Annotated in this window: 27 protein-coding genes and 8 pseudogenes; 20 read left to right on the plus strand and 15 right to left on the minus strand. The window is 68.4% G+C overall.

Annotation, left to right across the window (positions count from 1 at the left end; all coding sequences use genetic code 11):
* The first annotated feature begins 16 nt into the window (after positions 1-16).
* Entirely contained in the window at positions 17-985 is a 969-nt protein-coding gene (locus ACF061_RS15470) for a GlxA family transcriptional regulator (protein WP_392267388.1), read from the plus strand.
* An 86-nt stretch (positions 986-1,071) separates the two neighbouring features.
* Here the strand turns inward: ACF061_RS15470 and ACF061_RS15475 are convergent.
* A pseudogene (locus tag ACF061_RS15475) lies at positions 1,072-1,209 on the minus strand (IS256 family transposase); the annotation flags it as partial.
* Positions 1,210-1,259: 50 nt separating this feature from the next.
* On the opposite strand from ACF061_RS15475, the pseudogene ACF061_RS15480 reads away from it, so the two are divergent.
* A pseudogene (locus ACF061_RS15480) lies at positions 1,260-1,503 on the plus strand (IS5/IS1182 family transposase); the annotation flags it as partial.
* Between the two features lie 48 nt (positions 1,504-1,551).
* Here ACF061_RS15480 and ACF061_RS15485 read toward each other — a convergent pair.
* Entirely contained in the window at positions 1,552-2,268 is a 717-nt protein-coding gene (locus ACF061_RS15485; protein WP_392267615.1) for a TetR/AcrR family transcriptional regulator, read from the minus strand.
* A 99-nt stretch (positions 2,269-2,367) separates the two neighbouring features.
* Between ACF061_RS15485 and ACF061_RS15490 the strand changes: the two genes are divergently transcribed.
* The 3 genes from ACF061_RS15490 to ACF061_RS15500 all read left to right on the plus strand — a co-directional run bounded on the left by ACF061_RS15490 (position 2,368) and on the right by ACF061_RS15500 (position 5,238).
* On the plus strand, positions 2,368-4,053 hold the full coding sequence (locus tag ACF061_RS15490) for a CocE/NonD family hydrolase (RefSeq protein WP_392267389.1): 1,686 nt from the start codon (positions 2,368-2,370) through the stop codon (positions 4,051-4,053).
* 364 nt (positions 4,054-4,417) lie between these two features.
* Positions 4,418-5,089: a transposase gene (locus tag ACF061_RS15495; protein ID WP_392267390.1), complete on the plus strand. Its 672-nt coding sequence runs from the start codon at positions 4,418-4,420 to the stop codon at positions 5,087-5,089.
* Positions 5,089-5,238: a hypothetical protein gene (locus ACF061_RS15500; protein ID WP_392267391.1), complete on the plus strand. Its 150-nt coding sequence runs from the start codon at positions 5,089-5,091 to the stop codon at positions 5,236-5,238. The genes ACF061_RS15495 and ACF061_RS15500 overlap by 1 nt, the downstream gene beginning before the upstream one ends.
* Positions 5,239-5,307: 69 nt before the next feature.
* Here the strand turns inward: ACF061_RS15500 and ACF061_RS15505 are convergent, their stop codons facing one another.
* On the minus strand, positions 5,308-5,679 hold the full coding sequence (locus ACF061_RS15505; protein ID WP_392267392.1) for a hypothetical protein: 372 nt from the start codon (positions 5,677-5,679) through the stop codon (positions 5,308-5,310).
* Positions 5,680-5,998: 319 nt separating this feature from the next.
* Between ACF061_RS15505 and ACF061_RS15510 the strand changes: the two genes are divergently transcribed.
* Complete coding sequence (locus ACF061_RS15510) at positions 5,999-6,328, plus strand: hypothetical protein (RefSeq protein WP_392267393.1); 330 nt, start codon at positions 5,999-6,001, stop codon at positions 6,326-6,328.
* A 64-nt stretch (positions 6,329-6,392) separates the two neighbouring features.
* On the opposite strand, the gene ACF061_RS15515 is transcribed toward ACF061_RS15510, so the two are convergent.
* Entirely contained in the window at positions 6,393-7,796 is a 1,404-nt protein-coding gene (locus tag ACF061_RS15515) for a VanZ family protein (RefSeq protein WP_392267394.1), read from the minus strand.
* A 542-nt stretch (positions 7,797-8,338) separates the two neighbouring features.
* Between ACF061_RS15515 and ACF061_RS15520 the strand changes: the two genes are divergently transcribed.
* Together ACF061_RS15520 and ACF061_RS15525 are read left to right on the plus strand one after the other, a co-directional pair.
* Positions 8,339-8,857, plus strand: coding sequence for a DUF2716 domain-containing protein (locus ACF061_RS15520; protein ID WP_392267395.1), 519 nt, complete (start codon positions 8,339-8,341; stop codon positions 8,855-8,857).
* Positions 8,858-8,909: 52 nt separating this feature from the next.
* A pseudogene (locus tag ACF061_RS15525) lies at positions 8,910-9,068 on the plus strand (hypothetical protein); the annotation flags it as partial.
* Between the two features lie 348 nt (positions 9,069-9,416).
* On the opposite strand, the pseudogene ACF061_RS15530 reads toward ACF061_RS15525, so the two are convergent.
* Positions 9,417-9,542 (minus strand): annotated as a pseudogene (locus tag ACF061_RS15530) (transposase); the annotation flags it as partial.
* A 164-nt stretch (positions 9,543-9,706) separates the two neighbouring features.
* Complete coding sequence (locus ACF061_RS15535) at positions 9,707-10,630, minus strand: alpha/beta hydrolase (RefSeq protein ID WP_392267396.1); 924 nt, start codon at positions 10,628-10,630, stop codon at positions 9,707-9,709.
* A gap of 67 nt (positions 10,631-10,697) precedes the next feature.
* On the opposite strand from ACF061_RS15535, the gene ACF061_RS15540 reads away from it, so the two are divergent.
* The 5 genes and pseudogenes from ACF061_RS15540 to ACF061_RS15560 form a co-directional block, all read left to right on the plus strand.
* Entirely contained in the window at positions 10,698-11,174 is a 477-nt protein-coding gene (locus tag ACF061_RS15540; RefSeq protein WP_392267397.1) for a MarR family winged helix-turn-helix transcriptional regulator, read from the plus strand.
* A 51-nt stretch (positions 11,175-11,225) separates the two neighbouring features.
* The gene (locus tag ACF061_RS15545) at positions 11,226-11,948 is read left to right on the plus strand and encodes an AMP-binding protein (protein ID WP_392267398.1); all 723 of its coding nucleotides are present in this window, start codon (positions 11,226-11,228) and stop codon (positions 11,946-11,948) included.
* Positions 11,949-12,128: 180 nt separating this feature from the next.
* On the plus strand, positions 12,129-12,290 hold the full coding sequence (locus ACF061_RS15550) for a hypothetical protein (RefSeq protein WP_392267616.1): 162 nt from the start codon (positions 12,129-12,131) through the stop codon (positions 12,288-12,290).
* The gene (locus ACF061_RS15555) at positions 12,241-12,774 is read left to right on the plus strand and encodes a GNAT family N-acetyltransferase (protein WP_392267399.1); all 534 of its coding nucleotides are present in this window, start codon (positions 12,241-12,243) and stop codon (positions 12,772-12,774) included. Before ACF061_RS15550 ends, ACF061_RS15555 begins: the two co-directional genes overlap by 50 nt.
* 93 nt (positions 12,775-12,867) lie before the next feature.
* Positions 12,868-13,061: pseudogene (locus tag ACF061_RS15560) on the plus strand (hypothetical protein); the annotation flags it as partial.
* Between the two features lie 191 nt (positions 13,062-13,252).
* Here the strand turns inward: ACF061_RS15560 and ACF061_RS15565 are convergent.
* On the minus strand, positions 13,253-13,855 hold the full coding sequence (locus tag ACF061_RS15565) for a TetR/AcrR family transcriptional regulator (protein ID WP_392267400.1): 603 nt from the start codon (positions 13,853-13,855) through the stop codon (positions 13,253-13,255).
* Between the two features lie 101 nt (positions 13,856-13,956).
* On the opposite strand from ACF061_RS15565, the gene ACF061_RS15570 reads away from it, so the two are divergent.
* Positions 13,957-14,871, plus strand: coding sequence for an NmrA/HSCARG family protein (locus tag ACF061_RS15570; protein ID WP_392267401.1), 915 nt, complete (start codon positions 13,957-13,959; stop codon positions 14,869-14,871).
* A gap of 68 nt (positions 14,872-14,939) precedes the next feature.
* Entirely contained in the window at positions 14,940-15,170 is a 231-nt protein-coding gene (locus ACF061_RS15575) for a hypothetical protein (RefSeq protein WP_392267617.1), read from the plus strand.
* Here ACF061_RS15575 and ACF061_RS15580 read toward each other — a convergent pair.
* Positions 15,166-15,255: pseudogene (locus ACF061_RS15580) on the minus strand (hypothetical protein); the annotation flags it as partial. The gene ACF061_RS15575 and the pseudogene ACF061_RS15580 overlap by 5 nt on opposite strands.
* Before the next feature lie 210 nt (positions 15,256-15,465).
* On the opposite strand from ACF061_RS15580, the gene ACF061_RS15585 reads away from it, so the two are divergent.
* Positions 15,466-15,612: a hypothetical protein gene (locus ACF061_RS15585; RefSeq protein ID WP_392267402.1), complete on the plus strand. Its 147-nt coding sequence runs from the start codon at positions 15,466-15,468 to the stop codon at positions 15,610-15,612.
* A 15-nt stretch (positions 15,613-15,627) separates the two neighbouring features.
* On the opposite strand, the gene ACF061_RS15590 is transcribed toward ACF061_RS15585, so the two are convergent.
* Positions 15,628-16,137: a transglycosylase SLT domain-containing protein gene (locus tag ACF061_RS15590; RefSeq protein ID WP_392267403.1), complete on the minus strand. Its 510-nt coding sequence runs from the start codon at positions 16,135-16,137 to the stop codon at positions 15,628-15,630.
* A 1,095-nt stretch (positions 16,138-17,232) separates the two neighbouring features.
* Here ACF061_RS15590 and ACF061_RS15595 point away from each other — a divergent pair.
* Both ACF061_RS15595 and ACF061_RS15600 read left to right on the plus strand, forming a co-directional pair.
* Positions 17,233-17,572, plus strand: a pseudogene (locus ACF061_RS15595) (Sua5 family C-terminal domain-containing protein); the annotation flags it as partial.
* A gap of 69 nt (positions 17,573-17,641) precedes the next feature.
* Positions 17,642-18,094: a hypothetical protein gene (locus ACF061_RS15600; protein ID WP_392267404.1), complete on the plus strand. Its 453-nt coding sequence runs from the start codon at positions 17,642-17,644 to the stop codon at positions 18,092-18,094.
* Here ACF061_RS15600 and ACF061_RS15605 read toward each other — a convergent pair.
* The 3 genes from ACF061_RS15605 to ACF061_RS15615 all read right to left on the minus strand — a co-directional run bounded on the left by ACF061_RS15605 (position 18,069) and on the right by ACF061_RS15615 (position 20,303).
* Positions 18,069-18,692 (minus strand): ABC transporter permease, encoded by a 624-nt coding sequence (locus ACF061_RS15605; RefSeq protein WP_392267405.1) that lies wholly within the window; start codon positions 18,690-18,692, stop codon positions 18,069-18,071. The two genes, ACF061_RS15600 and ACF061_RS15605, sit on opposite strands and share 26 nt — an antisense overlap.
* Positions 18,689-19,447 (minus strand): ATP-binding cassette domain-containing protein, encoded by a 759-nt coding sequence (locus ACF061_RS15610; RefSeq protein WP_392267618.1) that lies wholly within the window; start codon positions 19,445-19,447, stop codon positions 18,689-18,691. The genes ACF061_RS15605 and ACF061_RS15610 overlap by 4 nt, the downstream gene beginning before the upstream one ends.
* A gap of 109 nt (positions 19,448-19,556) precedes the next feature.
* Complete coding sequence (locus ACF061_RS15615) at positions 19,557-20,303, minus strand: SAM-dependent methyltransferase (RefSeq protein WP_392267406.1); 747 nt, start codon at positions 20,301-20,303, stop codon at positions 19,557-19,559.
* Between the two features lie 411 nt (positions 20,304-20,714).
* Between ACF061_RS15615 and ACF061_RS15620 the strand changes: the two genes are divergently transcribed.
* Entirely contained in the window at positions 20,715-20,867 is a 153-nt protein-coding gene (locus ACF061_RS15620; RefSeq protein WP_392267407.1) for a hypothetical protein, read from the plus strand.
* A 28-nt stretch (positions 20,868-20,895) separates the two neighbouring features.
* Here the strand turns inward: ACF061_RS15620 and ACF061_RS15625 are convergent.
* The 3 genes and pseudogenes from ACF061_RS15625 to ACF061_RS15635 form a co-directional block, all read right to left on the minus strand.
* Positions 20,896-21,072, minus strand: a pseudogene (locus ACF061_RS15625) (IS5/IS1182 family transposase); the annotation flags it as partial.
* A gap of 94 nt (positions 21,073-21,166) precedes the next feature.
* The gene (locus ACF061_RS15630) at positions 21,167-21,970 is read right to left on the minus strand and encodes a class I SAM-dependent methyltransferase (RefSeq protein WP_392267408.1); all 804 of its coding nucleotides are present in this window, start codon (positions 21,968-21,970) and stop codon (positions 21,167-21,169) included.
* 820 nt (positions 21,971-22,790) lie between these two features.
* The gene (locus tag ACF061_RS15635; RefSeq protein WP_392267409.1) at positions 22,791-23,306 is read right to left on the minus strand and encodes a hypothetical protein; all 516 of its coding nucleotides are present in this window, start codon (positions 23,304-23,306) and stop codon (positions 22,791-22,793) included.
* A gap of 609 nt (positions 23,307-23,915) precedes the next feature.
* Here ACF061_RS15635 and ACF061_RS15640 point away from each other — a divergent pair.
* On the plus strand, positions 23,916-24,689 hold the full coding sequence (locus ACF061_RS15640) for a DsbA family protein (RefSeq protein WP_392267410.1): 774 nt from the start codon (positions 23,916-23,918) through the stop codon (positions 24,687-24,689).
* The last annotated feature ends 142 nt before the right edge of the window (positions 24,690-24,831 follow it).

A 24,831-nucleotide genomic window follows, 5' to 3' on the forward strand; every position in this document is an offset into this window, starting at 1 on the left:
ACATAGGGTCAGGGTCATGGAGGAACGAATGGTGGTCCTCGTCGGATACGACGAGGCGGAGTTGCTGGACATCGCGTGCGTAACGACGAGCTTGATCACGGCCAACCGGCTCGGTGCCAGCCCGGCCTATGCCGTGAGCGTGGCCACCCCGGGTGGCCACGCGATCACCTGCGACTCAGGGCTGACGCTGCAGAGCCAGCGGTCCCTGGAGCGTCTGAGGGGGCCGCTGGACACGCTGATCGTCTCGGGAGGGTTCGGCCACGAGGCCGCAGCGGACAATCAGCTGATCGTCGGCCATGTCCGTCGCCTGGCCCGGGAGAGCCGCAGAGTCGCCTCGGTCTGCACCGGGGCGACCATCCTGGCGTCCGCTGGCCTGCTCAACGGAAGACGCGCCACGACTCACTGGCGGTATGCCGAGCAGTTGGCCGCAGCCTACCCGGAGATCACCGTGGATCCCGCGCCGATCTACATCCGCGAGGGAAGAGTGTCGACGGCCGCGGGTGTCACCAGCGCCCTGGACCTGGCCTTGGCCTTCATCGAGGAGGACCACGGCGCGCAGTTGGCGCGCGACGTCGCCCGCAGCCTGGTCACCTATCTGCAACGACCAGGCAACCAGGCACAAATGAGCATGTTCACAGCCACGCCAGCACCCACGAACAGCCTGGTCAGGCGAGTCGTCGACCACATCACCTGCCACTTGGCCGACAACCTGACCGCAACCACACTGGCAGCCGGGGCGGGGGTGAGCGAACGCCACCTGACCCGCCTCTTCATCGACCACCTTGGCAAGGCACCAGGCCGATTCGTCCGCGACGCACGCACCGAAGCCGCCGCCCACCTCCTGGCTTCCACCTCAATACCAGTGGCGAGCGTGGCCGCACAATGCGGCTTCAGAACCGCTGAAACGCTCCGCCAGGCATTCGTCAGCCGCTACGGGACACCGCCTTCGCGCTATCGAGCAACGCAAAGTACACCAGCCTCCTGACGGCAGCACCGCGCTCTCCCCACCAGGAACCACCACCGACCGAAGGCGGGTCTGTGTAGCGAACGGTGGAACTCGGTCGGTTTTGTTCAGCGTCGTCCGGCGGTGAGCCGGCCGTCAAAGGTGATGTCGAAGACTTGGAGTGCGGCCTTCCAGCGCATGGTCCAGCGTTTGCGTCCGGTGCCGGTCGGGTCCAGGCCCATGGCAGCCAGGTAGACACATGTGAGGCCGGGACCTCATCCACGGCGCCCGTCCCACTCACGTGATGGGCAGTGGGCGCGGCATCCGGGCAGTGATCCCTGTCCCGGCGGACCAGCGCAGTCACCGGCTACGTCGAGGCAGCCGGGGCGGCAGGCCACCGGCCTTCCGACCGCGAGAACTACAAGCGGCGCAACACCGTCGAGCGGTGCATCAACCGCCTGAAACAACGGCGCGGCATCGCCACCCGCTACGAGAAGACCGCCACCATCTGCCGTGCCGGACTCCACATCGCAGGCATCTTCCTCTGGTCCGCCCGATGATCCTCACGAAACTGCCGAGGCCGCCTGGCAATGGGCACGTAGATGGCGTCAGTCGGTGTCGAGGCCGTCGATCAGGCGGCCCAGGAACCGGGTGAACGTGGCGTCGGGGGTGAGGGGGCGCCCGGGGGCGGAAAGGGCCTCGGCGAGTTCCGGGTGGCGGCCGTCGGCGGCGACAGCGGCGAGGTAGCGGCCTTCGGCCGCGCCCCTGTCCGGGGATCGTGAGACTGCGGCCTGCGCGATCTCGTAGGCGACATGCCCGGCCACGAATGCGGTGAGCTGGGCGAAGACTTCCAGCTTCGCCGCACCGTCCAGTCCGGTGGGTCGCAGGACGGCGAGCGCGTGTTCCAGGAAGGCCAGCGTGTTGGGGCCCGGGACGCGACGGGTGGACAGGGCGGCGGGCAACCAGGGGTGGCTCAGCATGTGGGCGCGCTGGGTGTGGGCGATGGTCTTCAGATCGGCGCGCCAGTCGCCGGTGGGTGGGTCCGTGACTGTGAGTTCACCGCTGACGTGGTCGACCATCAGTTCCAGCAGTGTCTCCTTGTCAGGTGCGTAGCTGTAGAGCGACATGACGCCCGCTCCGACCTCGGCGGCCACCCGCCGCATGGTGACCGCTTCGAGTCCTTCAGCGTCCGCCAGAGTGACGGCTGCCGCGGTGATCGCCTCCCGGCTGAATGATGGCCTGCGGCCCCTGCGGGGCTCGGTGGGCCGCAGCCAGAGCTGTTCGGGATCGACGCCCGCGGCACCGGACTTTCCGTCGCTGGTCACGTTCTTGCGCTCCTTCCCCTGGTTGTCGAGGCAGCTCTTGCCGAGGTCATCCAAGCATGCTCTATTCTCGTACGTCGTACGAGAAATAGGAGGGGAACGATGTCATCACGCACGCCCGACGCCGTGGCCGGACCGGCCTGGGTGCCACCCGCCGGCAAGCCGCCGCTGTCCTCCCGGATGATGAGGGCGATCTGGCGAGGCCTGCCGGTGAAACGGCACGAGGTCGGATGGGAGCCGGGGCTGGTGGTGCCGGCTGCCGACGGCAGCCCGTTGATCACTGACCATTACTTCCCACGGGCCCAGGGCGACTTCCCCACCCTGCTTGTCCGCTCGCCTTACGGCCGAGGCCTGCCGTGGTCGCCCCAATACGGCCTGCTCTTCGCCGAACAGGGCTTCCACGTGGTCCTGCAGAGCTGCCGCGGCACCGGCGGTTCGGCCGGCGTCTTCGACCTGTGGCGCAACGAGGCCGCCGACGGCCAGGCCACGGTGTCCTGGCTGCGCGGGCAACCCTGGTTCAACGGAACACTGGGGACCGTCGGCCCCAGCTACCTGGGCTACGTGCAGTGGGCCCTCGCTTCGGACCCACCGCCGGAACTGAAGGCGATGGTGGTGCAAGTAGGGCTGCATGATCCCTACGCCCTGTTCCACGCAGACGGTGCGCTGCGTCTGGAGAACGCCCTCGCTGTCGGCGTGAGCATGACCTACCAGCACAAAGGCATGGCGCCGTTCCTCAGGGCGACGCTGCGTCTGCAGCGCCGCCTGCGCGATGTCACAACCGCGCAGCCCCTGCGTGGGGCGCACGTGTCCGCCCTCGGCAGGGAGGTTCCCTGGCTGGACGACGTGATGACACACCCCGACGCCAAGGACGCCTACTGGCATGGCGCGTCGTTGACGGAGGCGGCAGAGAGGCTCCGCGTGCCCACGGCTCTGATCGCCGGATGGCACGACGCGCTGGTCGACCAGACCTTCACGCAGTACGACCGACTGCGACACGTCGGATGTGAGACCGCCCTGCTCGTCGGTCCCTGGACGCACACCTCGGCCCTGCAGCAAGGATGGCCCCTGGTATTCGCTGAAAGCCTCGCGTGGCTGCGCGCCCACCTGTACGCCGATCCCTCCGGCCTGCGTCCTACCTCGGTGCGGGTGCACATCGGCGGCGAAAACACCTGGCGGGACCTCGACGACTGGCCACCGGCCGCGGCTGCCACCTCGTGGTACCCCGTCCCCGGCGGGCATCTCACCCAGCAGTCCCCCGCGCACTGCGCACCCGTGACAGCGTTCCACTACGACCCGGCCGACCCCACCCCCTCCCTCGGCGGCCCCCTGCTCTCCCGCACCGCCGGTCCCCGGGACAACGCCACACTGGAGGCCCGAGACGACGTCCTGACATTCACCGGCCCACCACTGACCGAGCCCATGGACATCCTGGGCCCCGTCACCGCACGGCTGAGCATCTCCACGGACACCGGACACGCCGACGTCTTCACCCGCCTGTGCGACGTGGACGCACAAGGCCGCTCCGTGAACGTCTGTGACGGGCTGGGCCGACTCCGGACGACTGGACAAGCGCCCTCGCAAGTCACCGTATCGATGAGCTCCACCGCCCATCGATTCGCCGTCGGGCACCGCATACGCTGGCAGATCAGCGGAGGCGCCCATCCACGCTACGCCCGCAATCCCGGCACCGGGGACTCGTCGGTGAACGCCACGAACTTCACACCGGTGCACATCACGATCCACACCGACTCGGCATTGATGCTCCCCCACGCCTCCGGACTCGTGTAAGTCCGCCGGCTCTCCGAGGAACGGCTGACGAGCCGGGCCGTCCGGCCCGGCTCATTCCTCCACGCCCTCGTGCGGCAGGCCTCGGTGTGAGGTCCCAGACGCTATCCGCTTATCGATGGCGGGGCTGGTCTGGTCGAACAGGGTTCCTGTTCGGGTGATCGCGCGAGGGCCGGCGCATGACAGCAGGGCCTCTTGGTAGGTCGGGGGTGCGGACCAAACCGATCACCAGGAGGCCCTGTTGCCGCGGTCTTTCGCGCTCACCTGTGTGGAGTCCAACTCGCCGTCCCTGTCGTGTGACTGCCTCGCGCACAGGTTCGGTAACGCGGCCGACGGGCAGGAGCGCGTGCGGTGCTACGGCTCGGACATGACGGATGCGGAATGGCAGGTCATCCGGGCGGTGCTGCCGGTGCCCGCGTGGCTTGAAGGACGGGGCGGCCGGCCGGAGAGCTATTGCCACCGTGCGATGCTGGATGCCGTCCGCCACGTGGTCGACAACGGCGTCAAGTGGGCCAATCTGCCTGTGGACTTCCCGCCGTACCGGCGTGTGCATGCATTCGCCCGCCGCTGGCAGGTGCCGGGTCTGCTCGCCGAGCTCCACGACCGGCTGCGTGACCGCGTGCGGGAGAAGGAGGACCGCTCACCGGATCCGACGGCCGCCATCGCGGACTCGCAGTCACTGCGGGCAGCGGCGAACATCCCGCGCTCCACGTCCGGCTGGGACGGCGGGAAGGAGGTGGGTGGCCGCAAGCGGCACCTGGTGGTGGACTGCCTCGGCCTGGTCCTGGCCGTCGCGGTGACCGCGGCGAGCGTGCAGGACCGCGACGCCGCCGTCCCGCTGCTTGAGCGGCTGCGACAGATGTACTTCTCCATCCGCCTGGTGTGGACGGACGGACGGCGGCTATGCCGGGCGGCTGGTCGACTGGGCGGCCGAGAACCTCCACCTCACCCTGGAGATCGTCAGACGCACCGACGACACATGCGGCTTCGTGGTGCTGCCGCGCAGGTGGGTGGTTGGAAAGAACGCTCAGCTGGCTGATGCGTTCGCGCCGCCTGGTGCGCGACTTCGAGATGCTGCCCGTCACGCACGAGGCCATGGTGCTGTGGTCGATGACGATGCTCATGAGCGGCCGCCTGGCCGGACGCCGCCCCGGTGCCCTCAGCCGGCCGGCACCACGAGCGCGGTGAACACTCCCGGCCGCGCCTGCCGAGCCCACCCCCGCTCCACCAGGCGTTTCGCCTTCAACCACAGCCCCTCTACCTTCGCTGGAACCACCTGAAGCCCCAGAGCCCTGGCCAGCTGCTGACAGCGCATGCCCTCCCTGCCCGCTTCCGGCTCCAGCACCGACACGATCCGCTGGTAACCCGCGCCAGGGCCGACACCGTCATGCCGTCGGTCCGGTGGGGCACCACCGAGCCGGCCACTGAACCCCGCTGCGGCTCCTCGACCACGGAAGGCGGCTCGGCCAGCACCTCGGCCACCGCTGCACGGGCATCCACCAGCCGCTGAAGAGCCCGTTCCGCCTCGCCGAGCGCGGCCTGCACCCGCTCGGCCTCCTCCTGCAACCGTGGGACCTCTTCCCGCACCTTCTTCTCCTGGGCTTCCAACAGACCGAGCACCGACGGCACCAGCCACCTCCACGAGCGACGCGAGCGAACGAACCGTCCGCATCTCTCCCGCCGCCAGCCGCAGTTCATGCCCACCCAGCCCGAACCAAACGATCACGTTCGGAAAGCGGATGGCGTCTCAGCCCACTCTGTGCAGAGCTGGATACGGCCCGTGACATCCTGTCACAATGCGATTGAGCGATCACGCAAACAGTGTTGACCTTCGCCCGCTCCGCTATCGGTTTCCGGCAGTCACGGGCGACTCCTACGACGACAACTGGCTGGTCATCGGTGGTTCCGTGACGACTCCCGCAGGCAACTGTCCTTTGCCGATCCCTGCTTGCTGATCGATGAAGCACGTGAGGTGCCCGCCTGGCTGCGCGCGGTAGCAGCGGGGGCGGTGGCTGTGACCAGACCTGATGCCGACGGCGAGTTGTCCCCGGACACGTGGTTCGTCGAGCCAGTCCTGGCGTTCAGCCTCGCCGACCGGAACGAGGCCAGGGTGGTGCTTCGTGTTCACCTGTCTTTGGAGGGGGCGCCCCCGTGGCAGCAGCGTGATGACGGAGCGGACCTCTACCAGTACGTCGTAGAAGTGCAGCTGGATACGGCTGCACTCCTTCACGCAGCTGACCAGTGGGATCTCGCGTTGGCGTCCTTCCCGACCCGCTGACCGCCCTCTTCTCCCCGGATGCGGTCCGCTGGCTGCCCAGCACACACTCCATTCCTTGACTTCTCTATCGGGATTTCATGGGGACACCGCCGATGTCGTACACCTGACCGCTTATGGCGTCCACGCGGTACGTTTCCTGCGGGGGTGAGTCCTGCGATTCACCGCCCTGCCCCTCTGTGTCCCACGACACATTCACCAGCCAGTTAGGGGTCCACGTGCCGTCCTCGTCTTCCGCTTTGACCGCGAAGGCTTTGGCTTGAAACGCGGCATCAGCAGACCCATTGCTCCGCAGCCGTGCCGCTAGCGCCTTGCCTACCGCATTCTCGGCCTGCTTGGCGTCGAGCTTGCCCTTCGGTAGGTTCACGCGGGTCGGGCCCAGGGTGACGTCGACCTGGGCGACCTGCCCGGCCTTGTCGACCTGGACGTCCAGCATCCTGGGCATCAGGACGCCGTCGTGCGTCCACCGCCACTTGGTGATCCATCCGAGTCGGGCTTCGTCGCTCACGGCATCCGTTTGCCGCACGTCCGCGTCCTTCACCCACGGGTACTGCTGTCTGGCGTAGGACTCCGCGACCCGGTAGGCCTCCTTCGCTGTTGCGGGCGCCTTCGCGCCGGGCACCGGGTATCCCATGACAGTGGGACGATCACGGTTTTCCAGCAGGACGTTCAGGTGCTTCTTGTCCGGCCAGGACAGACTGCCGTGGCCGAACTCCTGTGAGTAGCCCTTCTCACGGCTGTGCAGGTTGAAGATGACGTTCTTGCACGGCGCTCCCACGCACGGCTGCTCGTAGAACTGGCCGATCGTGTACCGGTCGCCGAACGCCTCCTTCACCGCGGTCCCGACGGCTCGCTTCTGGTCGGAGTCCGCGGCGGAGAGGCCGGTGCCGTCCACGTTCGTGTAGTCGAGCATGGGGCTGGCGACTCCCGTGCCGAGGATCAGGAAGGTGGCGGCGGTGATCAGCGTCCCCTTCAGGCCGGCCAGCCAGGTCAGCGAGCGGCGCACCGTGAGCACAGTTGCGGCGGCAGCGAGGCCGGCCAGTCCGCCGAGGATGTTCATCTCGGCGTCCGAGCTGTCGCACACGCGTCCCAGTCCGTCCACGGTGGCCTGGGTGAACTCGATGCCGAGAGGCAGGACGACGACGCCGACCAGGACGGGCAGCGGGCGGCGGACGGCCATGAGAGCGAGGATGCCGACGGGCACCATCATGGCGAGGTTCCACAGGCCTTGGGTGGTGTGGAAGGGCTCGTCTAACTGGTGGTTGAGGACGCATGTGCTGCTGGCCGGGCCGGCGTTCATGAAGGTGACGCCGAGTACGCCGGTGAGGGTGAAGACGAGACCGGCCCACCACACGCTGTGAGGGTTGCCCAGCCTGCGGGCAAGCGCCCATGCCGCACCACCGAGCACGAGGGCGGTCAGCAGGCAGGCGGCCAGGTAGCCGACGTGGTGTTGGAAGATGGCGGTAAACACGGCCCTGTTTCTGTTCCTTGCGTGGTCACGGCGAGGGGGACACAGGGGCAGCAGGGCCCCGCCTGTACAGACGGGGCCCCTGGGCCGCTGGTTTCAGCAGTGCGTCGAAGGCGTCTGGAACGTGCCGCCGCTGCAGTTGACCACGCACGGTCATGCCCTGACAGTAAGCGCCGTGGCTCAGGGTCCACGACCTCTGCACCCTCTGGACCGAACTGACGGGGAAGTAGCTCGAGTAATGCACAGAGCTCAGCGCGGCATAGATGCCCCCGCAGCGGCCGAACCTCAAGCGGCCCGCGGTTCTCCTGGTAGATGCGGCCGATCTCGAACGTGGCTGTAGAGCCGATGTTGAGTCGATCCAGGCGTGGCGGCGACGTGTAGGTCCAGCGCCTACGCACACGCTGCGTCACTGCCCGCCGAGCCCGCGGACAGCTCCGCACCGCTCGCCCTGGAAGAGGATGGCGATATTTGTATCTGGTTCTGTCCGCACCTCCGTGGACGATCTCTCTCCGATCCTCCCTCAGGCAACTCGATAGAATCGCGGCATGCTGGAGGATCCTGTGGTCGCGCTGTCAGAGGCTGAGTACCGACGCGTCTGGGACCGCTTCTACGAGGACTTCAGCTTCCGGCCGAGTATGAGTTCGTTCAAGTGGCCGGCCGTCAAGGAGCCCGTCGCGTCGGTCACCTGGAGCCTTGCTGCGCTTGACGGTGATCCGGGTTACAAGCGCCTGGACCGCCTGGTCAAGGTGGTCGAGCAGGGGCTGGCTTCCTGCGTTGGCCCGCAGGGCACGCTGCTCGCGCTCGACTGGCAGCACACGTCGTACCGCTTCGCACCGCAGGAGGTCGGTGGTCCTGGGCAGCCGGCTTGGCCTCTGAGTCCCTACCCCGACGGGGATTACTACATCTACCTCTCGGAAGACTTCCGCTGCGGCAGTTTCGGACACCCTTGGGAAGAGTCCCTCTGCCTGTTCGACGAGGAACTCCTCGACGCCGTAGCCGCGGAGGTCGACGAGCTCCTGGGCTCACCGATCCGCAGGTCCGGCACAACAGCGGGGCCCGTCTGAGCTCGCTTTTTGACTCAGGGCCGCCCACGCCTTCACCGTCAGCGAAGTCGGGCTGGCCTTCGTCCAGGACGCCCGGCGCCGCGGGGAACCGTGCCGGCCACTGGACTGGATCCCCGAGATCTACCACCCCCTGGGCGGGGGCGAGGCCGTCATCCCCGACGCCCTGCTCTACTACCGACGCGGCCACGAAAACGGCCAAGGCTCGATGCTCCGGGCCTTCGTGGAAGTCGACCGCGCCACCATGGGACCCGAACGCCTCGCTGCGAAACTCACGCCCGCCTGCACCACTACACACCCACGCCGCCTCCCGGACGCCGGCCGGCGATGCTGGAACCGGTGCAAGAGGAATGCGCCGGCACTACCCGCTCTTCCCGCGACTCCTGTTCGTGCTGGACGGCACCGGCCCCGCCTGCATCAAAACCCGCATCAACGCGCTGCGCGCGGCCGCCGCAAACCCGGCGGTGGCCGCCTTCCTACGCGACGTCCCCACCCTGGCGTCACCGCTGACCGACCCTGCTCCGCGACGGCCCCACCGAGCCCGTATGGCGACCCGTCCAATCTTGAACCGCCAGATCGCGCCCTCAAACTGCTGTCGCAGCCGCTTGGGGTACGGGCCGTAATCGCCGATCGGCAGATACGGCTCGATGAACTCCCATTCGCTGTTGGTCAGTTGCACTCGCGTCACGCAAGAAGATCTGGCATCCCCGCGTGAGCCACTGCCCACGGAGAACGCGCCCCCGGGGTCTTGAACGGCCCTCGGAGCGAGGTGGGGCGCCGGCTGCCAGGAATAGGAACGGCGAGCCAGGCCTGGAGTGCGGACCGTGGTCCGTATGAGACCGCCTGCGGGCTTCAGCCTGCCGACATGCGTGTCGTGCCCCTGGTGCGAATGTGCTGACTGAGAAAGAGAGCGGCGCGGTCCAGTGCCTCGTCGGCTTCGTCCAGGACGCCGGCGAACGCCTGGAAAACATGTGGAACGTCAGCGGTGATGTCCAGGATGACGTCCACTCCGGCTTCCCTCGCGCGGGTGGCCATGCGTGTGGAGTCGTCCAGGAGTATTTCGTTGGCGCCCGTTTGCAGAAGCATTGGAGGGAAGCCGGTCAGGTCGGCGAGGGTGGCGGGGCTGAGCATGGGCTGATGCGGATCCTGTCCCGCAAGGTACATGGTCCCGGTGTGTTCCAGGCCCTCACGCGTGAAGAACGGGTCGATGCCCGCCTTGGTGTCCATGCTCTCGCCTGTCCGGGTCATGTCGAGTCCGGGGGAGAACGCCACGATCGCGGCGGGCATGGGCAGGCCCGCGTTGCGGGCGGCGAGGCAGGTGGTGACGGTGAGGCCGCCACCGGCGGAGTCCCCGGCGAACGCGATCGCCGAAGGGTCTTCGCCGCTGTCGAGAAGTGCGCGGTAGGCGCTCAGTCCGTCCTCGATTGCGGCCGGGAACGGATGCTCGGGGGCGAGCCGGTAATCCAGGGAGAACGCCCTGGATCCTGTTTTGGCCACCAGGTTCCCCGTCAGTGACATCGCCGTCTCCGGTGAACCGACCACGTAAGAGCCGCCGTGAAAGTAGAGGATCGTCCCGGCCTTCGGAGTGTCGGTCGGCTCGACGAGCATCGCGGGCCTATCACCGAGCGTCGCAGTCCGGGTGCGGATCCCAGCCGGGACGACCATTTCCCCCATCATCGCCCTGAAGCCGGCGCGGAGCTCCTCCACGGACCGAGGACCCGCCGGCCGAGGCTGTCGGAACATCGCGTCGATTTGCGCGCGCTGCTGCCTGCTCATTGTCGCCTCCATCGCGAGTGCATGCCAAAGAACTATATGCTCAGGCATATAGGCTAGAATATATGCCATGGCATCTAAGTCAAACTGTGCCCCGATCGACCTCCCGGGCTTCTTCGCCGATCTCGTCCGCTGCGAGACACGCCTCTACAACGCGCTGAACGACCGCCTTCGCGAGCGGCACGGGATCGTCACCTCGCAGTTCGAGTTCCTGCGCTTCCTGCGCGACCACCCCGGGTCCCGGGTCGCGGACCTCGCCACCGAATTCGCCATCGGGGTCGGCGCGACCAGCAAGGGCGTCGACCGCCTGGAGAAGCAGGCCTGGGTCATACGGCGAACCAATCCATCGGATCGCCGCTCATCACTGCTGGACCTGACCGCTGGAGGCCTGCAACTCGCCGAAGCGGCGGAGGCGACCTTCACCAAAACACTGGCCGAGCTGACCGCGGACGTCCTGGGCGGCCCCCCAGGACTGGCCGCCGTTCAGATCCTCTCGGAGCTGCGCTCCGTACTCGAACGCGACCAGATCGGCCTGCCCACAGGCTGACCGGCATGCGCATCCAGCGCGACTGCCCGTTGGCCCCGTGATCAACGTTTGTTGCGAGGCCGTATCCGGCAGATTGATCACGACCCGATACGCGTACTAGCGGCCTTCGGACCGGACCCTGTCGCCCAGCGCATGCGACTGGGCAACGCCCGCGTCCGGGTCACCACCGAACAGCTGTACACACGCAAAGTCGCCCCGGTGCGCGACACCCTGCCCGAACTCAAACACGTCCTGATCGTCGGCGAGCACAGCCGGGATCTGCCCGGCACCCTGTCCCTCGACTCGCTGATGACGGCGGCCGACGACGGCTGCCCGCTTCCCCGCACTGATCCCGGCGAGGTGGCGCTGCTGCACTTCACCAACGGCACCACCGGCGCCCCCAAGGGCGCGGTCCACGTGCACGAGGCTGTCGTCGCCCATCACATCACCGCCGCGTACGCGCTCGACCTGCACCCGGACGACGTGTACTGGTGCACCGCCGACCCCGGCTGGGTCACCGGCATGTCGTACGGCATCATCGCTCCGCTCACGCACGGCGTCACGGTCGTCGTCGATGAGGGCGACTTCGACACGCGCCGCTGGTACGGCGTCCTCGCTCAGGAGCGGGTCACGGTCTGGTACACCGCGCCCACCGCCCTGCGGATGATGACGCGTGCCACTCCCCGGCAGGGCCCCTACGACCTGCCGCGCTCCTTCGATCTGCCGGCTCTGCGATTCGTCGCCTCGGTGGGCGAGCCGCTCAACCCCGAGGTGGTCCTGTGGAGCCGGACGTAGTCGAACTCCCGGTGCACGACAACTGGTGGCAGACCGAGACAGGCTGCATCGTGATCGCCAACCTGGCTGCCTGCCCCATCAGGCGACGTCGTGCGCAGGGACGCGGACGGATACCTCTGGTTCATCGGGCGCGGTGACGGCGTCATCAAGTCCGCGGGCCACCTGGTCAGTCCGTTCGAGGTGGAGAGCGCACTGCTGGAACATCCACTGGTGGCAGAGGCCGGGGTGATCGGGCGCCCGGATCCGAACGCCGGATTACGGATGAGGCCCTTGCCTTCGGCAGGATGGGCGCATGACCGAGATCCGCACACCCCGCCTCCTCCTCCGTACCTGGCACGATGACGACCTCGCGCCGATGGCTGACATCAACGCGGACCCACGGGTCATGCGCTGGATCGACGACGGCTCGGTGCGCGACCTGGGCCGCACGGCCGAGGACATCGAGCGGTGGGCGGAGGAGTGGGACGAGGAGGGCTTTGGACTCTTCGCCGTCGAGCTGCTGGCCTCGGGCGAACTGATCGGCTTCACGGGACTGTCCGTGCCCAAGTTCCTACCGGAGGTGATGCCCGCTGTGGCGATCAGCTGGCGGATCGGCTCACAGTTCTGGGGCCAGGGATACGCGTCCGAAGCCGCCCACGCCACACTGGAGTTCGCTCTCCAGGACCGCGGCCTGGAGAGCGTCATCAGCATCAACCGGGTGGGTGACAACGCCTCCGAGAACGTCATCCGCAAGCTCGGCATGGCGCCCGAGCGGGAGACGGCACACCCGGTGTACGGCTACCCACTGCGCGTTCACGCCATCGATCTCACCGAGTTCCAGGCATGAACCGGCTGAGCCGTCGATCACCACAAAACAGCCGTCGGCATTGTCAGGTTGAGGGGTGGCCTTCTCGGACGGCGTGATCATCCGTCTGGTCAAATCGCTGGAGGGGCTGTCCGTGGTGGTGCCGTCGTACCAGGTTTCTGCTTACCTCCGGAGGTCATCTCCTGCGTGTGGCTGTACCACCGCTTCAATCTGAGCCTGCGCGACATCGAGGAGCTGAGGCTCGGCGCGGCATCGAGGTCAGCTACGAGACGGTCCACCAGCGGACGCGCCGGTTCGGCCCGGCTTACTGATTTCGGCGTCTTGGGATCTGGATCCGTACCGGGCCCGGTGACGCGGTCGGTCCGGGCTGGTACGCCGGAGGCATGCGGTATCCGGACGGGGCGGGCTCACCGCCGAGCAGCGCAGTCGCCGGGAAGAGGTGCGGATGCGGGCCGTTGACCTCTTCGAGGAGGGCGGGGAAGCCTGCGAGTACTGATTGTTACGTCCTCGCAGGTTTGGAGTTCCCGGGCACTCCGGCTGTGCCCTGCTCAGGGCTGAGCCCGTCCACAGCGAGGCGGAAGAGGCGGTCGGCCTGGGTACCGGGGTCCTCGTGATGCTCGGTGGCCAGGGCGATGCCGACGGCGAGGGTCAGCAGGTCGTGAAAGGTGACGTGCGGTGCAACCGCCTTGTCGCGGATGGCCCGCTGGAGCAGAGGAGTTCCGGCCGCTTCGATTCTGCTGCCGCAGCTGTTCGGGGAGGGTTTTTCGGTGGGGCGCTCGTAGCTGAGGATATCGGCCAATCCGCGTGCTGAGACGGCGTAGAGGACAAGGGCGTGGAGCCACTCCAGGAGTGCGGTACGGCCGTCCTCGGTCGCACTCAGCCGGTGGGCGCGCTCGCACAGGCCCTCGATGCGTTCCTGGAAGACGGCTTCGAGCAGGGCCCGGCGGGTGGGGAAGTGACGGCGCACGGTCGCCGAGCCGACGCCCGCGGTGCGGGCGATCTGCTCCTGGGATGCCTCGGCGCCGTGCGCGGCGACCTCGGCTTCGGCGACGGCGAGGATGCGCTGGTAGTTGCGTCGGGCGTCCGAGCGCTGACCGGTCATGATCTCCTCATTGCTAAACGGCGGGCCCCGCCATATCTTAGCGGCATACAAACCGGCGGGCCCCGCCGTTTTGTCTCTCCGGTCCGTGAGGAGCAGCAACCATGCCCGGCAGCAGCGATATCGTCCTGGTCACCGGCGCCACCGGCCAGCAAGGCGGGGCCACGGCTCGCGCACTTCTGGCCGCCGAGGTGCCCGTACGTGCGCTCGTACGCGACCCGTGGTCGAAGCCCGCCCGGGCGATCGAGGCGCTGGGCGCCGAACTGGTGCGGGCGGATCTTTCCGACCGGGCCTCCCTCGGCCCGGCGGTCGAGGGGGTCCGCGCGGTGTTCTCGGTGCAGATACCGCCTATGACCGAGACCAGCGTGGACTTCGCGAGCGAACTCGCCCAGGCCACCAACCTGGTGGACGCGGCAAAGGCCGCAGGAGTACGGCAGTTCGTACAGTCCTCGACCAGTGGAGTCGGTGAACACACCCGGGTCGCCGGCTGGGCCGAGGGCCGCTGGGCGGCGATGGCGGACTACTTCCACACCAAGCAGGCGATCATGGAGGCGGTACGTGGTGCGGGTTTTGCCCGCTGGACGGTGATCAAGCCCGCCTTCTTCATGGAGAACCTGCCCCTGCTGGCGCCCAAGGGGCCCCGCGGCGGACTGCTGACAGTACTGAAGCCGGGCACCGAACTGGCCCTGGTGGCCGTGCGGGACATCGGCACGGCCGCGGCGCACGCCCTGCGAGATCCCGACCGGTTCCACCAGGTGGAACTGGAACTGGCCGGTGACCTGCGCACGATGGAGCAGATCGCGCAGACCTTGTCCGCCGCCTGGCGCGTGCCCGTGACCGCGCCTTCCATGAACGTCGAAGAGGCCCTCGACGCGGGGATGCCGAAGTGGGCAGCCGGACACGAGTGGAACAACGAGGTCCTCCAGCCCGCCCGGCCCGAGTTCGCCCGGGAGTTGGGCATCCCGCTCACCACCTTCACCGAGTGGGCGGATGAGCAGTTGACACCCGTGTCCGGCTAGTTGTTGTGGGTCATGACGTTGTTGACGCCTGCGAGGGCGGGGCGCGAAGAGAGTGGTGTCGGTCGGTGGTGGTTAGCTCTCCTCGGTCCTCGTCCCACGAGAGGCTGGCGGTGGCGGTCCAGGACACGTTGGCCGCGGCGGGCCCGGTCGACGCGGACCGGTTGTTTGCCGCGGAGCTCGATCCCGAGCGTCTGGCCGACGAGCTGCGGCGGCCCATGGCGGACCTGGCGGCCGGTAGACGCCCGGCTCAAGGCCGTCGAAGACCAGGCTGCCGTCGGCGCCGGTGGTGCCCTCGGTGACGACGCGGCCGCTGCCGGGCTCGGTGAGCTGGAAGGCGGCACCGGCCAGGCGATCACCGTCCGGGTCCCGCTTGTGGATGGTCACACCCCCGGGGCGGCGGTGACCTTGATGGCGCGCCCGCGGTCGCGGTGGTGGTGTCGCCAGCCAGCAGTATCCGCTGCGTCCTGCTGTCGCGGGGCGTGAGGATCTTCAAATCGGAGCCCGGCAGGTCCGCGGCGGTGGCGCGGACGGCGGCCGTGCCCTTCAGCGACCGTGGCTCCGGGAGCCCGGACGCCGGAGAGCTGGGCGGTGACCGTGACAGTAACCGTTACCTTCGTCCCGGCCGGGGCCTGGGCCACCTTCGGCGTGACGGCCGGCTACGAGGTTCCCGGTGACCCGGGCACGCCCGAGGGCAGGGAGCTGCTGGAGATGCTGTGCGCGGAACTCAATCCGGACGGGTGACGAACGCCGGGTGGCTCAGTACGCGGAGTTGACGTTGTCGATGGAGCCGTAGCGGTGGGCGGCGTAGTTGGCGGCGGCGGTGATGTTGGCGACCGGGTCGGTGGAGCTGTTGGCGGTGCCGGCGACGTGGAATGCCTTGAACGTGGGGTCGATGACCTGGAGCAGGCCCTTGGAGGGGGTGCCGTTCTTGGCGTTGACGTCGTAGTTGTTCTGGGCGTTGGGGTTGCCGCTGGACTCGCGCATGATGTTGCGGTGCAGGCCCTCGTAGGTACCCGGGATGCCCTTGGCCTTCATGATGGCCAGGGACTGCTTGATCCAGCCGTCGAGGTTGTTCGCGGCGCCCTTGGCACCGGCGGGGTCGGCGGCCTTGGAAGCGATGGCGGGGGCGGCCTTGGGGGCCTCGGCGGCGTGGGCGGTGGCCGGCATCAGCGTCAGGGCCGCGGCCGCGGCGCCGGTGGTGACCAGGCCGGTGACGGCCAGGTTGCGCAGACGGGCGAGGCGGGACGCAGCGGTGATCGCGGTCATAGGGGTCTCCTACGGGACGTCTTTGAGGCGCCGGCCGGATCATCCGGTCGCGGCCTGTCGGGCGTCGGGGCGAGGCCCCGCACAGCGCGGCAAACAAGGACGGCCCCGGCGATCCCGCCCGGCCCGAACCGCTGTTTGCGGCGACGAGAGACATGGTTAGCGACCGCGAAATCGGAAAGCAAGAATGTGACCTACTACCCAAGGTCGTATAAAACTTCCCAATTCGGTCATTTAGTGTCTTTCTTGTGCGTCGGACCGCTGCGCGGCTCTACGATCCCGCTTAAGACGTGACCTGCCTCTCGTGGGTGGCGTCACGCGTAGAGCCGGAAAATGAGGCTTCCGGCCGGGCTTGCTCCACCCGGAAGGGGGCAGAGCGCAGCTCGGAAATACGTACACGTGAGCGACCCAGCCCTCTCCAAGGCGACTGCGGGTCTCCTGAACCCACCGTGAACGGCACGCGTCGCCTGCCACAGCCCGGCTTCATGCCTCCACCAGGGCGGTCTTTCCCGGCAGTGACACGCGGACAGCCAGCCGGGCGACGCGGATGAACAGCGGCAAGGTGCACGGTGGCGGGGCACGTCTGCGTGGGACGGTCAGCCGACCGCGCGCAGTACCAGCCGTGCGACGCTCGTGCTTCCTCGCCTGACCCAGCCAAGCAGTCCTGTCGCCACGGCCAGCTCGGCAGCATCCGCGGCCGTATCCCCCGGCCCGGCTGGGAAGGGCACCGAGGAAAGGGGAGGAGGCCAAGGGCGCTTCTGCGCGACGCCCCCGCTGCGCGGATTGCCGCAACTGCACTTCGTCCGGGTCGGGTCCGCCGACAGTGGGATCCCTGCCGCCTGCTTGTCGTGGGAGGAGGGCGGATGCTTCAGTGAGCCGTTCTGAGGGGAGGGGTGCGTGTTCTTCATCGTGCCGGGGCGGAGGACAGGCCGCACAGGAGACTGCTTCCGGTCATGGCGTCAGTCTCCGCTCCCGATGATCAGTGAGGACCGCAGCTTCTTCCCTTGTGGATCAGCATCGCGGTCAAGAGCAGCGAAGCGCTCAGTGCGTTCGAGGCGATGAGGAACAGCACTGTTGCGCTGAGGTAGATGGCCGCGAGTCATGGGTGAGACCCCGGCCGTCCTCCGGCCCGGCGGAGTGACCCGCGAGGACCTCGAAGCGGTGCTGGGGTATCCGGTCCCGTCCACGAGCCATGTCCGGGTGCCGGGTCAGCATCCGTCGCACTACGCGCCGTCTGCGCGGGTCGTGGTCGAGCCGGAGAAGTGGTGGATGTCCCAGCGTCCCTGGCCGGCTACGCGCGCGAGCTGTACGGGTTCCTACGCGAACTCGACCAGCGGGGGTGCGACCTCATTCTCGCCTCCTTGCCGGCGGAGGAGGGGCTGGGCTGGCGATCGTCAACCGGCTGCGCCGCGCCGCGGGGCACCGGCCCACCGCGTGACCAGCCATGACGGTGGACCTCTCGCGTCACCGGACGCGATTGATCTGCTCCTGCGTCCACAATGCCCTCGTGCAGCTGCTGCCCATTCCTTGTCCCGCCCACCTCATTCCGGGCGTCCCCGGCGCCGACGCCTTCCACAACGTGTACTGGACGGCCATGGCGCAGCAGGCTGTGTTCGTCGCCATCGAATCCCAAAGATGGCAGCGGTGGGCCGTGAAGGCGGACACGCTCACTGCCGACTCCGGCCACGCTGTCGACGATGCGGTGATCGATGCGGTCCGGGCCACGATCACCTGCCTGGTCGAAAACCGTGAGGTGGACCTGGACGCCTACGCAGGACCGATCTGCTTCATGGTGCTCGGCGTGCGGAGCGACGAGGGTGCCCGGCAGCGGGTTCTGCTCGGTCCAGGGCGCGGTGAGCAGGCTACGCATGGCTTCCAGCGGCGGGGTGAGCGGGTTGATGTCGGCCGCGTGGGCCGTCCAGCCGCCGAGCTGGTCACGCGGGACGAAGGTGGGCGGTGAAGAAGGAGAGCGGGAAGAAGACCAGGATCACGGAGCCGACTGCCGAACTGTCGCCGGTGTGGAGGCCGACCGCGGCGGCCAGCAGCAGGAATCCCGTCCCCAGCAGGACGGTGGCGCCGATGAGAGCGAGGAGGGCGGGGGTCCCGGAGGCGGGATTCGAGCCGAGCAGCAGGCCGAGTGCGGTGAGTGCGGCGGCGTGGGCGGTCAGGACGACGACGCCTGCCAGGACGGGGGCGGTGACGAGGGTCCAGCGGCTGACCGGGGTGAGCCAGAGCCGTGCGTGGTAGCCGGAGCCGATGTCGCTCACCAGCAGTTGCCCCGCGGTCGCGCCGCCGGTGAAAGCGGTGGTGAGCAGGCACAGCGGCAGAACGACGTCGATGTAGCGGCCGCCGGGAGTGGTCGCCGCCGTGACCGAGGAAAGCTGCCCTTCGTAGATGATCAGGAAGAACGCGCTCGTCAGCAACGGCGAGAGGAGCAGGGAAGGCGCACGGAGGCAGGATCTGAGCGAGCGGGCGGTCAGTGGTCCCAGGGCCGCCCACGACTTCGGCGCGGCGGGCGGGCCCGCGGGGCCGGCGACGGCGGCGGTGATCGTACTCATGCGGCAGTGGCGCCTTCCGGGGGGAGGGCCAGACGGAGGAATACGTCCTCCAGGCTGGGTTCGTCGACGGTCAGGGACTCGGCGTGCAGGCCGGCGGAGGCCAGGGTGAGCAGCGTCTCCCCGTCGGCTCCGGGACGGGCGAGCCGGATGCTCACAGCGTGAGGGGCGGTCTCGGCCGTGGGGAGCTGCTCGCCCCTGGCGGCGAGCAGCTCCCGGGCCTGGCCGGCGGCCCAGGCGTCGCGAAAGCGCAGGGTCAGGACACGGTCGCCGACCTCCTCGTTGAGGAGGTGCGGGGCGGCGGAGGCGATGAGGCGTCCGGCGCGGAGGATGCCGACGCGGTCGCAGAGCTGGTCGGCCTCTTCCAGGTACTGGGTGGCCAGCAGGACGGTGACGCCGTGACTGGCGGACGGTGCGCGGATCTGGTCCCACAGGTCCCGGCGGCTGGCCGGGTCGAGCCCTGTGGTGGGTTCGTCGAGGAAGAGGACGTCCGGGCGCTGGACCAGAGCGACGGCGAGGTCGACCCGACGGCGCTGGCCCCCGCTGAGCTTGCCGACCGGGGTGTCCGCGAACTCCTGCGCGTCGAAGGCGGTGAGAAGCTCGGCGCAGCGTGTGCGGGCCTGCCGGGCGGTGAGCGACTGGATTCGTCCTTGCAGGCGCAGCAGTTCGCGGGCGGACATCGGAGGGTCGAGGGCAGTGCCCTGAAGGACGACTCGGTGCGGCGGACGGTCCGGAAGAAGGTCAGGGCCTGCACGCAGGCGGAGGGTGTCGGCTCGCCCTTGCCGTCGGCTTGATCGCCGTGGTGATGAAGTGTCCCGAGTGGGGCCCGGACGGTTTGACGTCTGGGCCCCACAGGGGACGGGGGTGTCAGCGCTTCATGAGAGCGAAGACGCCCCAGCTGAGGTACTCACGCCCGTAACGGGCGTAGTGGGCGGGCTCGGTGGTGAGTTCTTCCCTTACTTCGGGGGCGAGTTCGTCGTCCGGGTTCTCATCGAGCCAGCGGCGCATGCTGAGCCACTGGGCCGCGGCGTAGCGGTCCCAGCTGTTCTGGTCGGCCAGCATCATCTCCACGACGTCGTACCCGAGTTCCTGGAACTGCTCGATCAGAGCGGGGAGGAGCAGGAAGTCGGCGATGGAGGTGGCGTGGCATGCCTTGGCGGTCTCCTCGTCCGGAGGGGTCTGCCGCCAGAAGGGTTCGCCGATCAGCATCATTCCTCCCGGACGGAGGCTGCGCTGGAGCAGTTGGGTCGTTCCGGCGACGCCATTGCCGATCCAGGTGGCGCCGACACAGGCTGCCAGATCGACCGGCTGGTCGGCGATGTGTCCGGCGGCGTCGCCGTGGAGGAACTCGACTCGGTCGGCGACGCCGAGTTCGGCGGCGCGGGCCCGGGCCTGCGCGGTGAAGAGCGTGCTGATGTCGACCCCGGTGCCGGTGAAGCCCAGGTCGCGAGCCCAGGTGCAGAGCATTTCGCCCGAGCCGCTGGCCAGGTCTAGTACCCGGGTCCCGACGGGGAGGCGGAGGGATTCGCCCAAGGTGGCGAACTCGTCCGCGGTCAGCGGGTTGTGGATGCGGTGGTTGCTCTCACGGACAGTGAAGATGCGGGGAAGGTCCATGACCGTATTCCTTTCCGTCATGCCTTGAAGCGGGGGGACTGCTTGAGGGCGCGCACCTGTCGCGAGATCTGCTTCAAGGCCGTTCCAGCTCGGCGCGCAGGCGCGCGTCGGTGCGGGAAGCGGCGTAGGTGTTCTCGCGCTGCAGTCGGTGGTAGCTGTCGAGGCGCCGCTGGGTGACTCCACCACGACGCGGATCACACCTACCTGACGATCATCCGCCACCCCGTCGTCCTGCCGCCGAAGCTCGCCCGCCTCATCGACGACCACCTCAACAACGGATCCCGGCACAGCAACGAAGCCAGCAGGTACCTGCTGCCGGGCCGAGCCCCCGGGCGCCCCCGCAACCCTGCGGGACTGTCCGCCAAACTCAAGCGCTACGGCCTGCCCGCTCGCGCAGCCCGGAACACGGCCATGATGCAAGCGCTCGCCGACCTGCCACCCGTCGTGCTCTCCGACTTGATCGGCCTCCAGCCGAGAACTGCGGAACGCTTCGCAGCCATGGCCGGCGAGAACTGGTCCGACTACCTGGCCGCGACCCGCCCGCACCCGCACCAAACGAGTTGATGGGGTGTGTGCATCAGGCAACGATAGGACGCCCGGCGGGATCGGTGATGATCTGCACGTTCATGCCGTGCTTCTCATGCTTCCCAGAGCAGAAGGGCCAGCCGGCCGCGATTCGGTCGATCGGCAGCAACGTGCCGTCCAGGATCGAATGCTTGGTGGAGGCGGTGCAGCCCGCGGGCCGCAGGTCCGCCAGCGCGGCGAGGACCGCACCCGCAGCGACCGCCTCAAGCGCTGACACTTCGCGAAAAACCCACTGCAGGCGGCCGCGAGCCAGCAGGCCGGAAACGACGACAGGCGGATCAGGGTGCCGGCTCAGACGTGCCTCGCGCCTGGTCGCGGCTGGCGACCACCAGGTATCCATCGCTCTCGGGGTCGAAGGTGGTGGACTGCACCGTGAGCCCGACACTCCGCAACTGAGCCACGAGATCCTCGTACCGGTAGGGCCAGATGGACAACCGCTCCGAGCAAGCCCGCACTGCCCCATCCGGCTCGATCGGGGCGACCACGATCTCAAGGAAGTGTTCCTGCTCCCAGCACTGCTCGATCTGCCAGTAGTAGCTGACGACCGCATCTCGGTCGTCGCGGCGGATGAGTCGATCACGGACGTCTACCCGTGAGCCGGCGGAGCGCACAAGCTCCCAGTTGCGTGAGTGGAGCACAAGACGTCCGCCCGGATTCAGCAGCCGCGACATCGCTTCCAGTGCGGCCAGGCGCCCGGCTGCGCCCTCAGCGTGCCCGAGCGAGTTGCCGACGCAGAACACCAGATCGAACGTGGAGTCCTCCAGGTGGTCGGGCAGCTCGTCCCAGCTCGCGCGGAGGGCTCGAAGCGAGACCCCCTGCTCGTCGGCGGCCTTCTCGGTCCGGCGAACCATCCCATTGCTGGCGTCTGCGGCGACCACGTCAAGGCCAAGACTCGCGAGACCGACGGCGAGCTGGCCGGTTCCACACGCGCAGTCGAGGACGCGCGCGTTGGGCGGCAGAGAGCCCACGACATCGCTGTAGTAAACCGCGGCTGTATTGGCGGGGGTCAACCTGTCCTCCCCGATCAGCCACTCGTATACGTCGGAACGTGCCCCATAACCAGCCACCGCGATAACCTCCATCACTCGACGACACGCGGGCTAGGCCGCGCCTGAGATTCGGACCTTGCGCCTCGCACTGTGACGGGCCGTGTCAGCGAAGCATTGAGCAGGACCCAACCACTTCCGGCCGCTGAGACTCCACCGGATTTCGTGGGAAACCGCGGCACGCCGGACCGTCGCCGGTCCCCACTCCACCGGCGCCCCATCGGCCACGATGGGGACCGCGGCCGGCAAGCGCGCGTTTGCTGCGGAGCGCTTTAGGCACAGCGGCTACGTCCATCTCGCCGACTTCGCCGGATACAGGTTCTCCTACGACGCACCAGAGGGCGGATACCGGGGCCTGGGCAACGGCCTCTGAAAGCTCGTCAGTAGCTTCCGCATCGGCGTACAGCGGGCGGTGCGCACCGTCCGCCGCGGTCCGCTGCACGAATTGTGCATGAATCGAATACTGCCTCTTCGCCAGTAGGCCTGGGAGGCCGCGGATGCCGTCGTCGGCGCGTTCACCGGCTCTCCGGCCGCTCCCTGCATGCTGCTGGGCCGGTACGACACCGACCGGAGCCTGCGGTACATCGGGCGCAGTACACGCTCCCGCAGAGCGCGGGCCGGGCGGTCGCCGGGCTCCTCACCCCGGTCGAAGAGCCCCCTGGGCGGGCCGGACGTTCAGCGCGGGGTGGGGCTCGCGCGAAGTTCTGCACGTCACTCTCGTGACGCCGGAACTGGTGGTGGAGGTCGGCGTCGGCATCGCGCGCGACGGTGCCGGACTCTGGCGCCACCCGGCACGCTGGCACCGGATTCGAGCCGAAATGCATCCGATGCGAGTGCCGAAGTCCGGAGAACCGGACTAACCGCCAGTTCCTGACGCTGTCGCCAAGTAGCGCTCGCTGTAGTGCGCGACGACGTCGCGGACATCAGGGTCGTCGTGATCGACGGTCTGCTGCACAAGTCGTTGCAGCAGAGTCCAGGCTTCGCACCGAACGGCCAGATAGGCGAGGTCTGCGTAGTCGTTCCCGGTCTCGGCTGCTGCCAGATACTTCAGAAAGATCGGTTCGAGCAGCGGCATGCACTGATCGCAAGGAATCTGCGCGATGATTTCGATGGGTTGCCGTCCCCACTTGTCGGACATGACGGCCAGGCTGACCAGCTCGGGCAGCAATGGTGCGGCGTCGCCACCGAATCCCTGGAGGTAGTCGAGCGCGGTGCCCTGCTGCCAAGCCCCGGCTCCCGGTTCGAGCGCAGCCCGGAGCACGGCCTCTCTGTCACCGGCCTGCTGGTAAAAGGCCGCCTGCCGACGGCGCAGTTGACGCTCGGCCTCGACACACGCACCCCACAGCTCCTGATCTCGCGGCGTGCTGCTCACGAGCCCTCCCGTCATCCAGCGCTGCTTTTACCAGGGGCGGTTCCCCCGTGCGCCACGAGACGGATTCCTACCCATGCCCAGCAGCCCGTCCTCGGCGGCATGAGCCCTTCAGACAGTCAGTCAACGCCGCTCCACTATGGGCATCCCGGCAGCCCATCGCACCGGCGTGAACAGAGGAATAGCTCCATGCACGAATACGTACCGGGTACCAGTTATCCACCCGGACCTGTCCCCCGTCCACACCCCGGCCTTCGAGCCCAGGCCGACAGGCTGAACACCCGCCGAGGCCACGCCGCCGTGCCACGGCGGCACACTCCAGCTGGGACAAGCCGCAGCGTCACTGCCCGCAGCCGGGTGCCCCGGCACGCCGGGCGAGGTGCCCCGCCCCGTTCGCCACGCCGGTATCCGCCCGGCGGCGGCCGCGCTGCTGCCTGGACACGAGCCGGCCTGCACACGCCTGGGCCGGCCGGGCCCCTGCCCGCTTCTCCAGCGGGCCAGGACCACACGCTGATTTCGCCATGGCGGACGACGGTGTGCCGGCGGCCTCTGGCTGTGCGTCGTCCGTGCCCGTCCTCTAGGGTTCCAGTGATTCAAGGGAGGGGTGCACGCATGATGCGCAGGGGGTTCGCCGCGGTTGCCGTGGTGGCTATGGTGGGGATGTCGGCGGCGGGCTGCGGGCGGGCTGCCGGGTACGGCCGTCCTGCGGCCACGGCACAGGACGACAAGGACTACGCCGGGACGTACAGGGTGCCGGAGCGGCTCGGGGCGGACGGGACGACCATCGTGGTCGGGGATCCCGGGGCCAAGATGAGCGTGCGCTTGTACGAAGATCCGCGGTGCCCGGTGTGCGAGCGGTTCGAGATGAGCGGAGGCGCGCCGGAACTGCGCCGGGCTTCCGTCCGACGCGAGGTGAGGCTCGAGTACACCCTTGCCTCGTTCCTGGACGAGCGGCTGGGCGGCTCCGGATCCAGGAAGGCGGTCAACGCCCTGCGGGCGGCGGTGGAGGTCGGCAAGTTCGCCGAGTACCACGACGTGCTCTATGCCCAGCAGCCCGCGGAGAGTATCGACGGATTCACCGATGCCCGGCTGCTGGAGCTGGCCGGGCGGGTGGAGGGGCTGCGCGGGCCGGCCTTCGACTCGGCCGTCCGGACCATGAAGTACCGCTCGTTCGTGAGCGCGGCCGAGAAGGCGTACGAGCGCGCGGGTGGGACGAAGGAGCCGAAGGGGCCGGGTACGCCGACGGTGGTGATAAACGACGTCCGGATTCCGGTCGAGTACAATGGCGTGCTGTTCGACAGCAGCCGCTTCGGCCGCTTGCTGACCGCGATCCGCCAGGCCCCGGACACCTGGAACGACGAGATCTTCTCCAAACGCGGCGCCTGACACCACTCGCGCCGCCACACCCGCGGCCCGCCGTTCGGGGCCGTCGAGCCGGACGGCACGCCGGTGTCCAGCCGCCAGGCTCGGGGTCGCCTAGGGTCCGTCTTCAAAGATCATCTAGGGTCAATACCGGTGATTTAGGTTG

The sequence above is a fragment of the Streptomyces sp. NPDC015220 genome, from assembly GCF_043079345.1.
Lineage (GTDB): Bacteria > Actinomycetota > Actinomycetes > Streptomycetales > Streptomycetaceae > Streptomyces.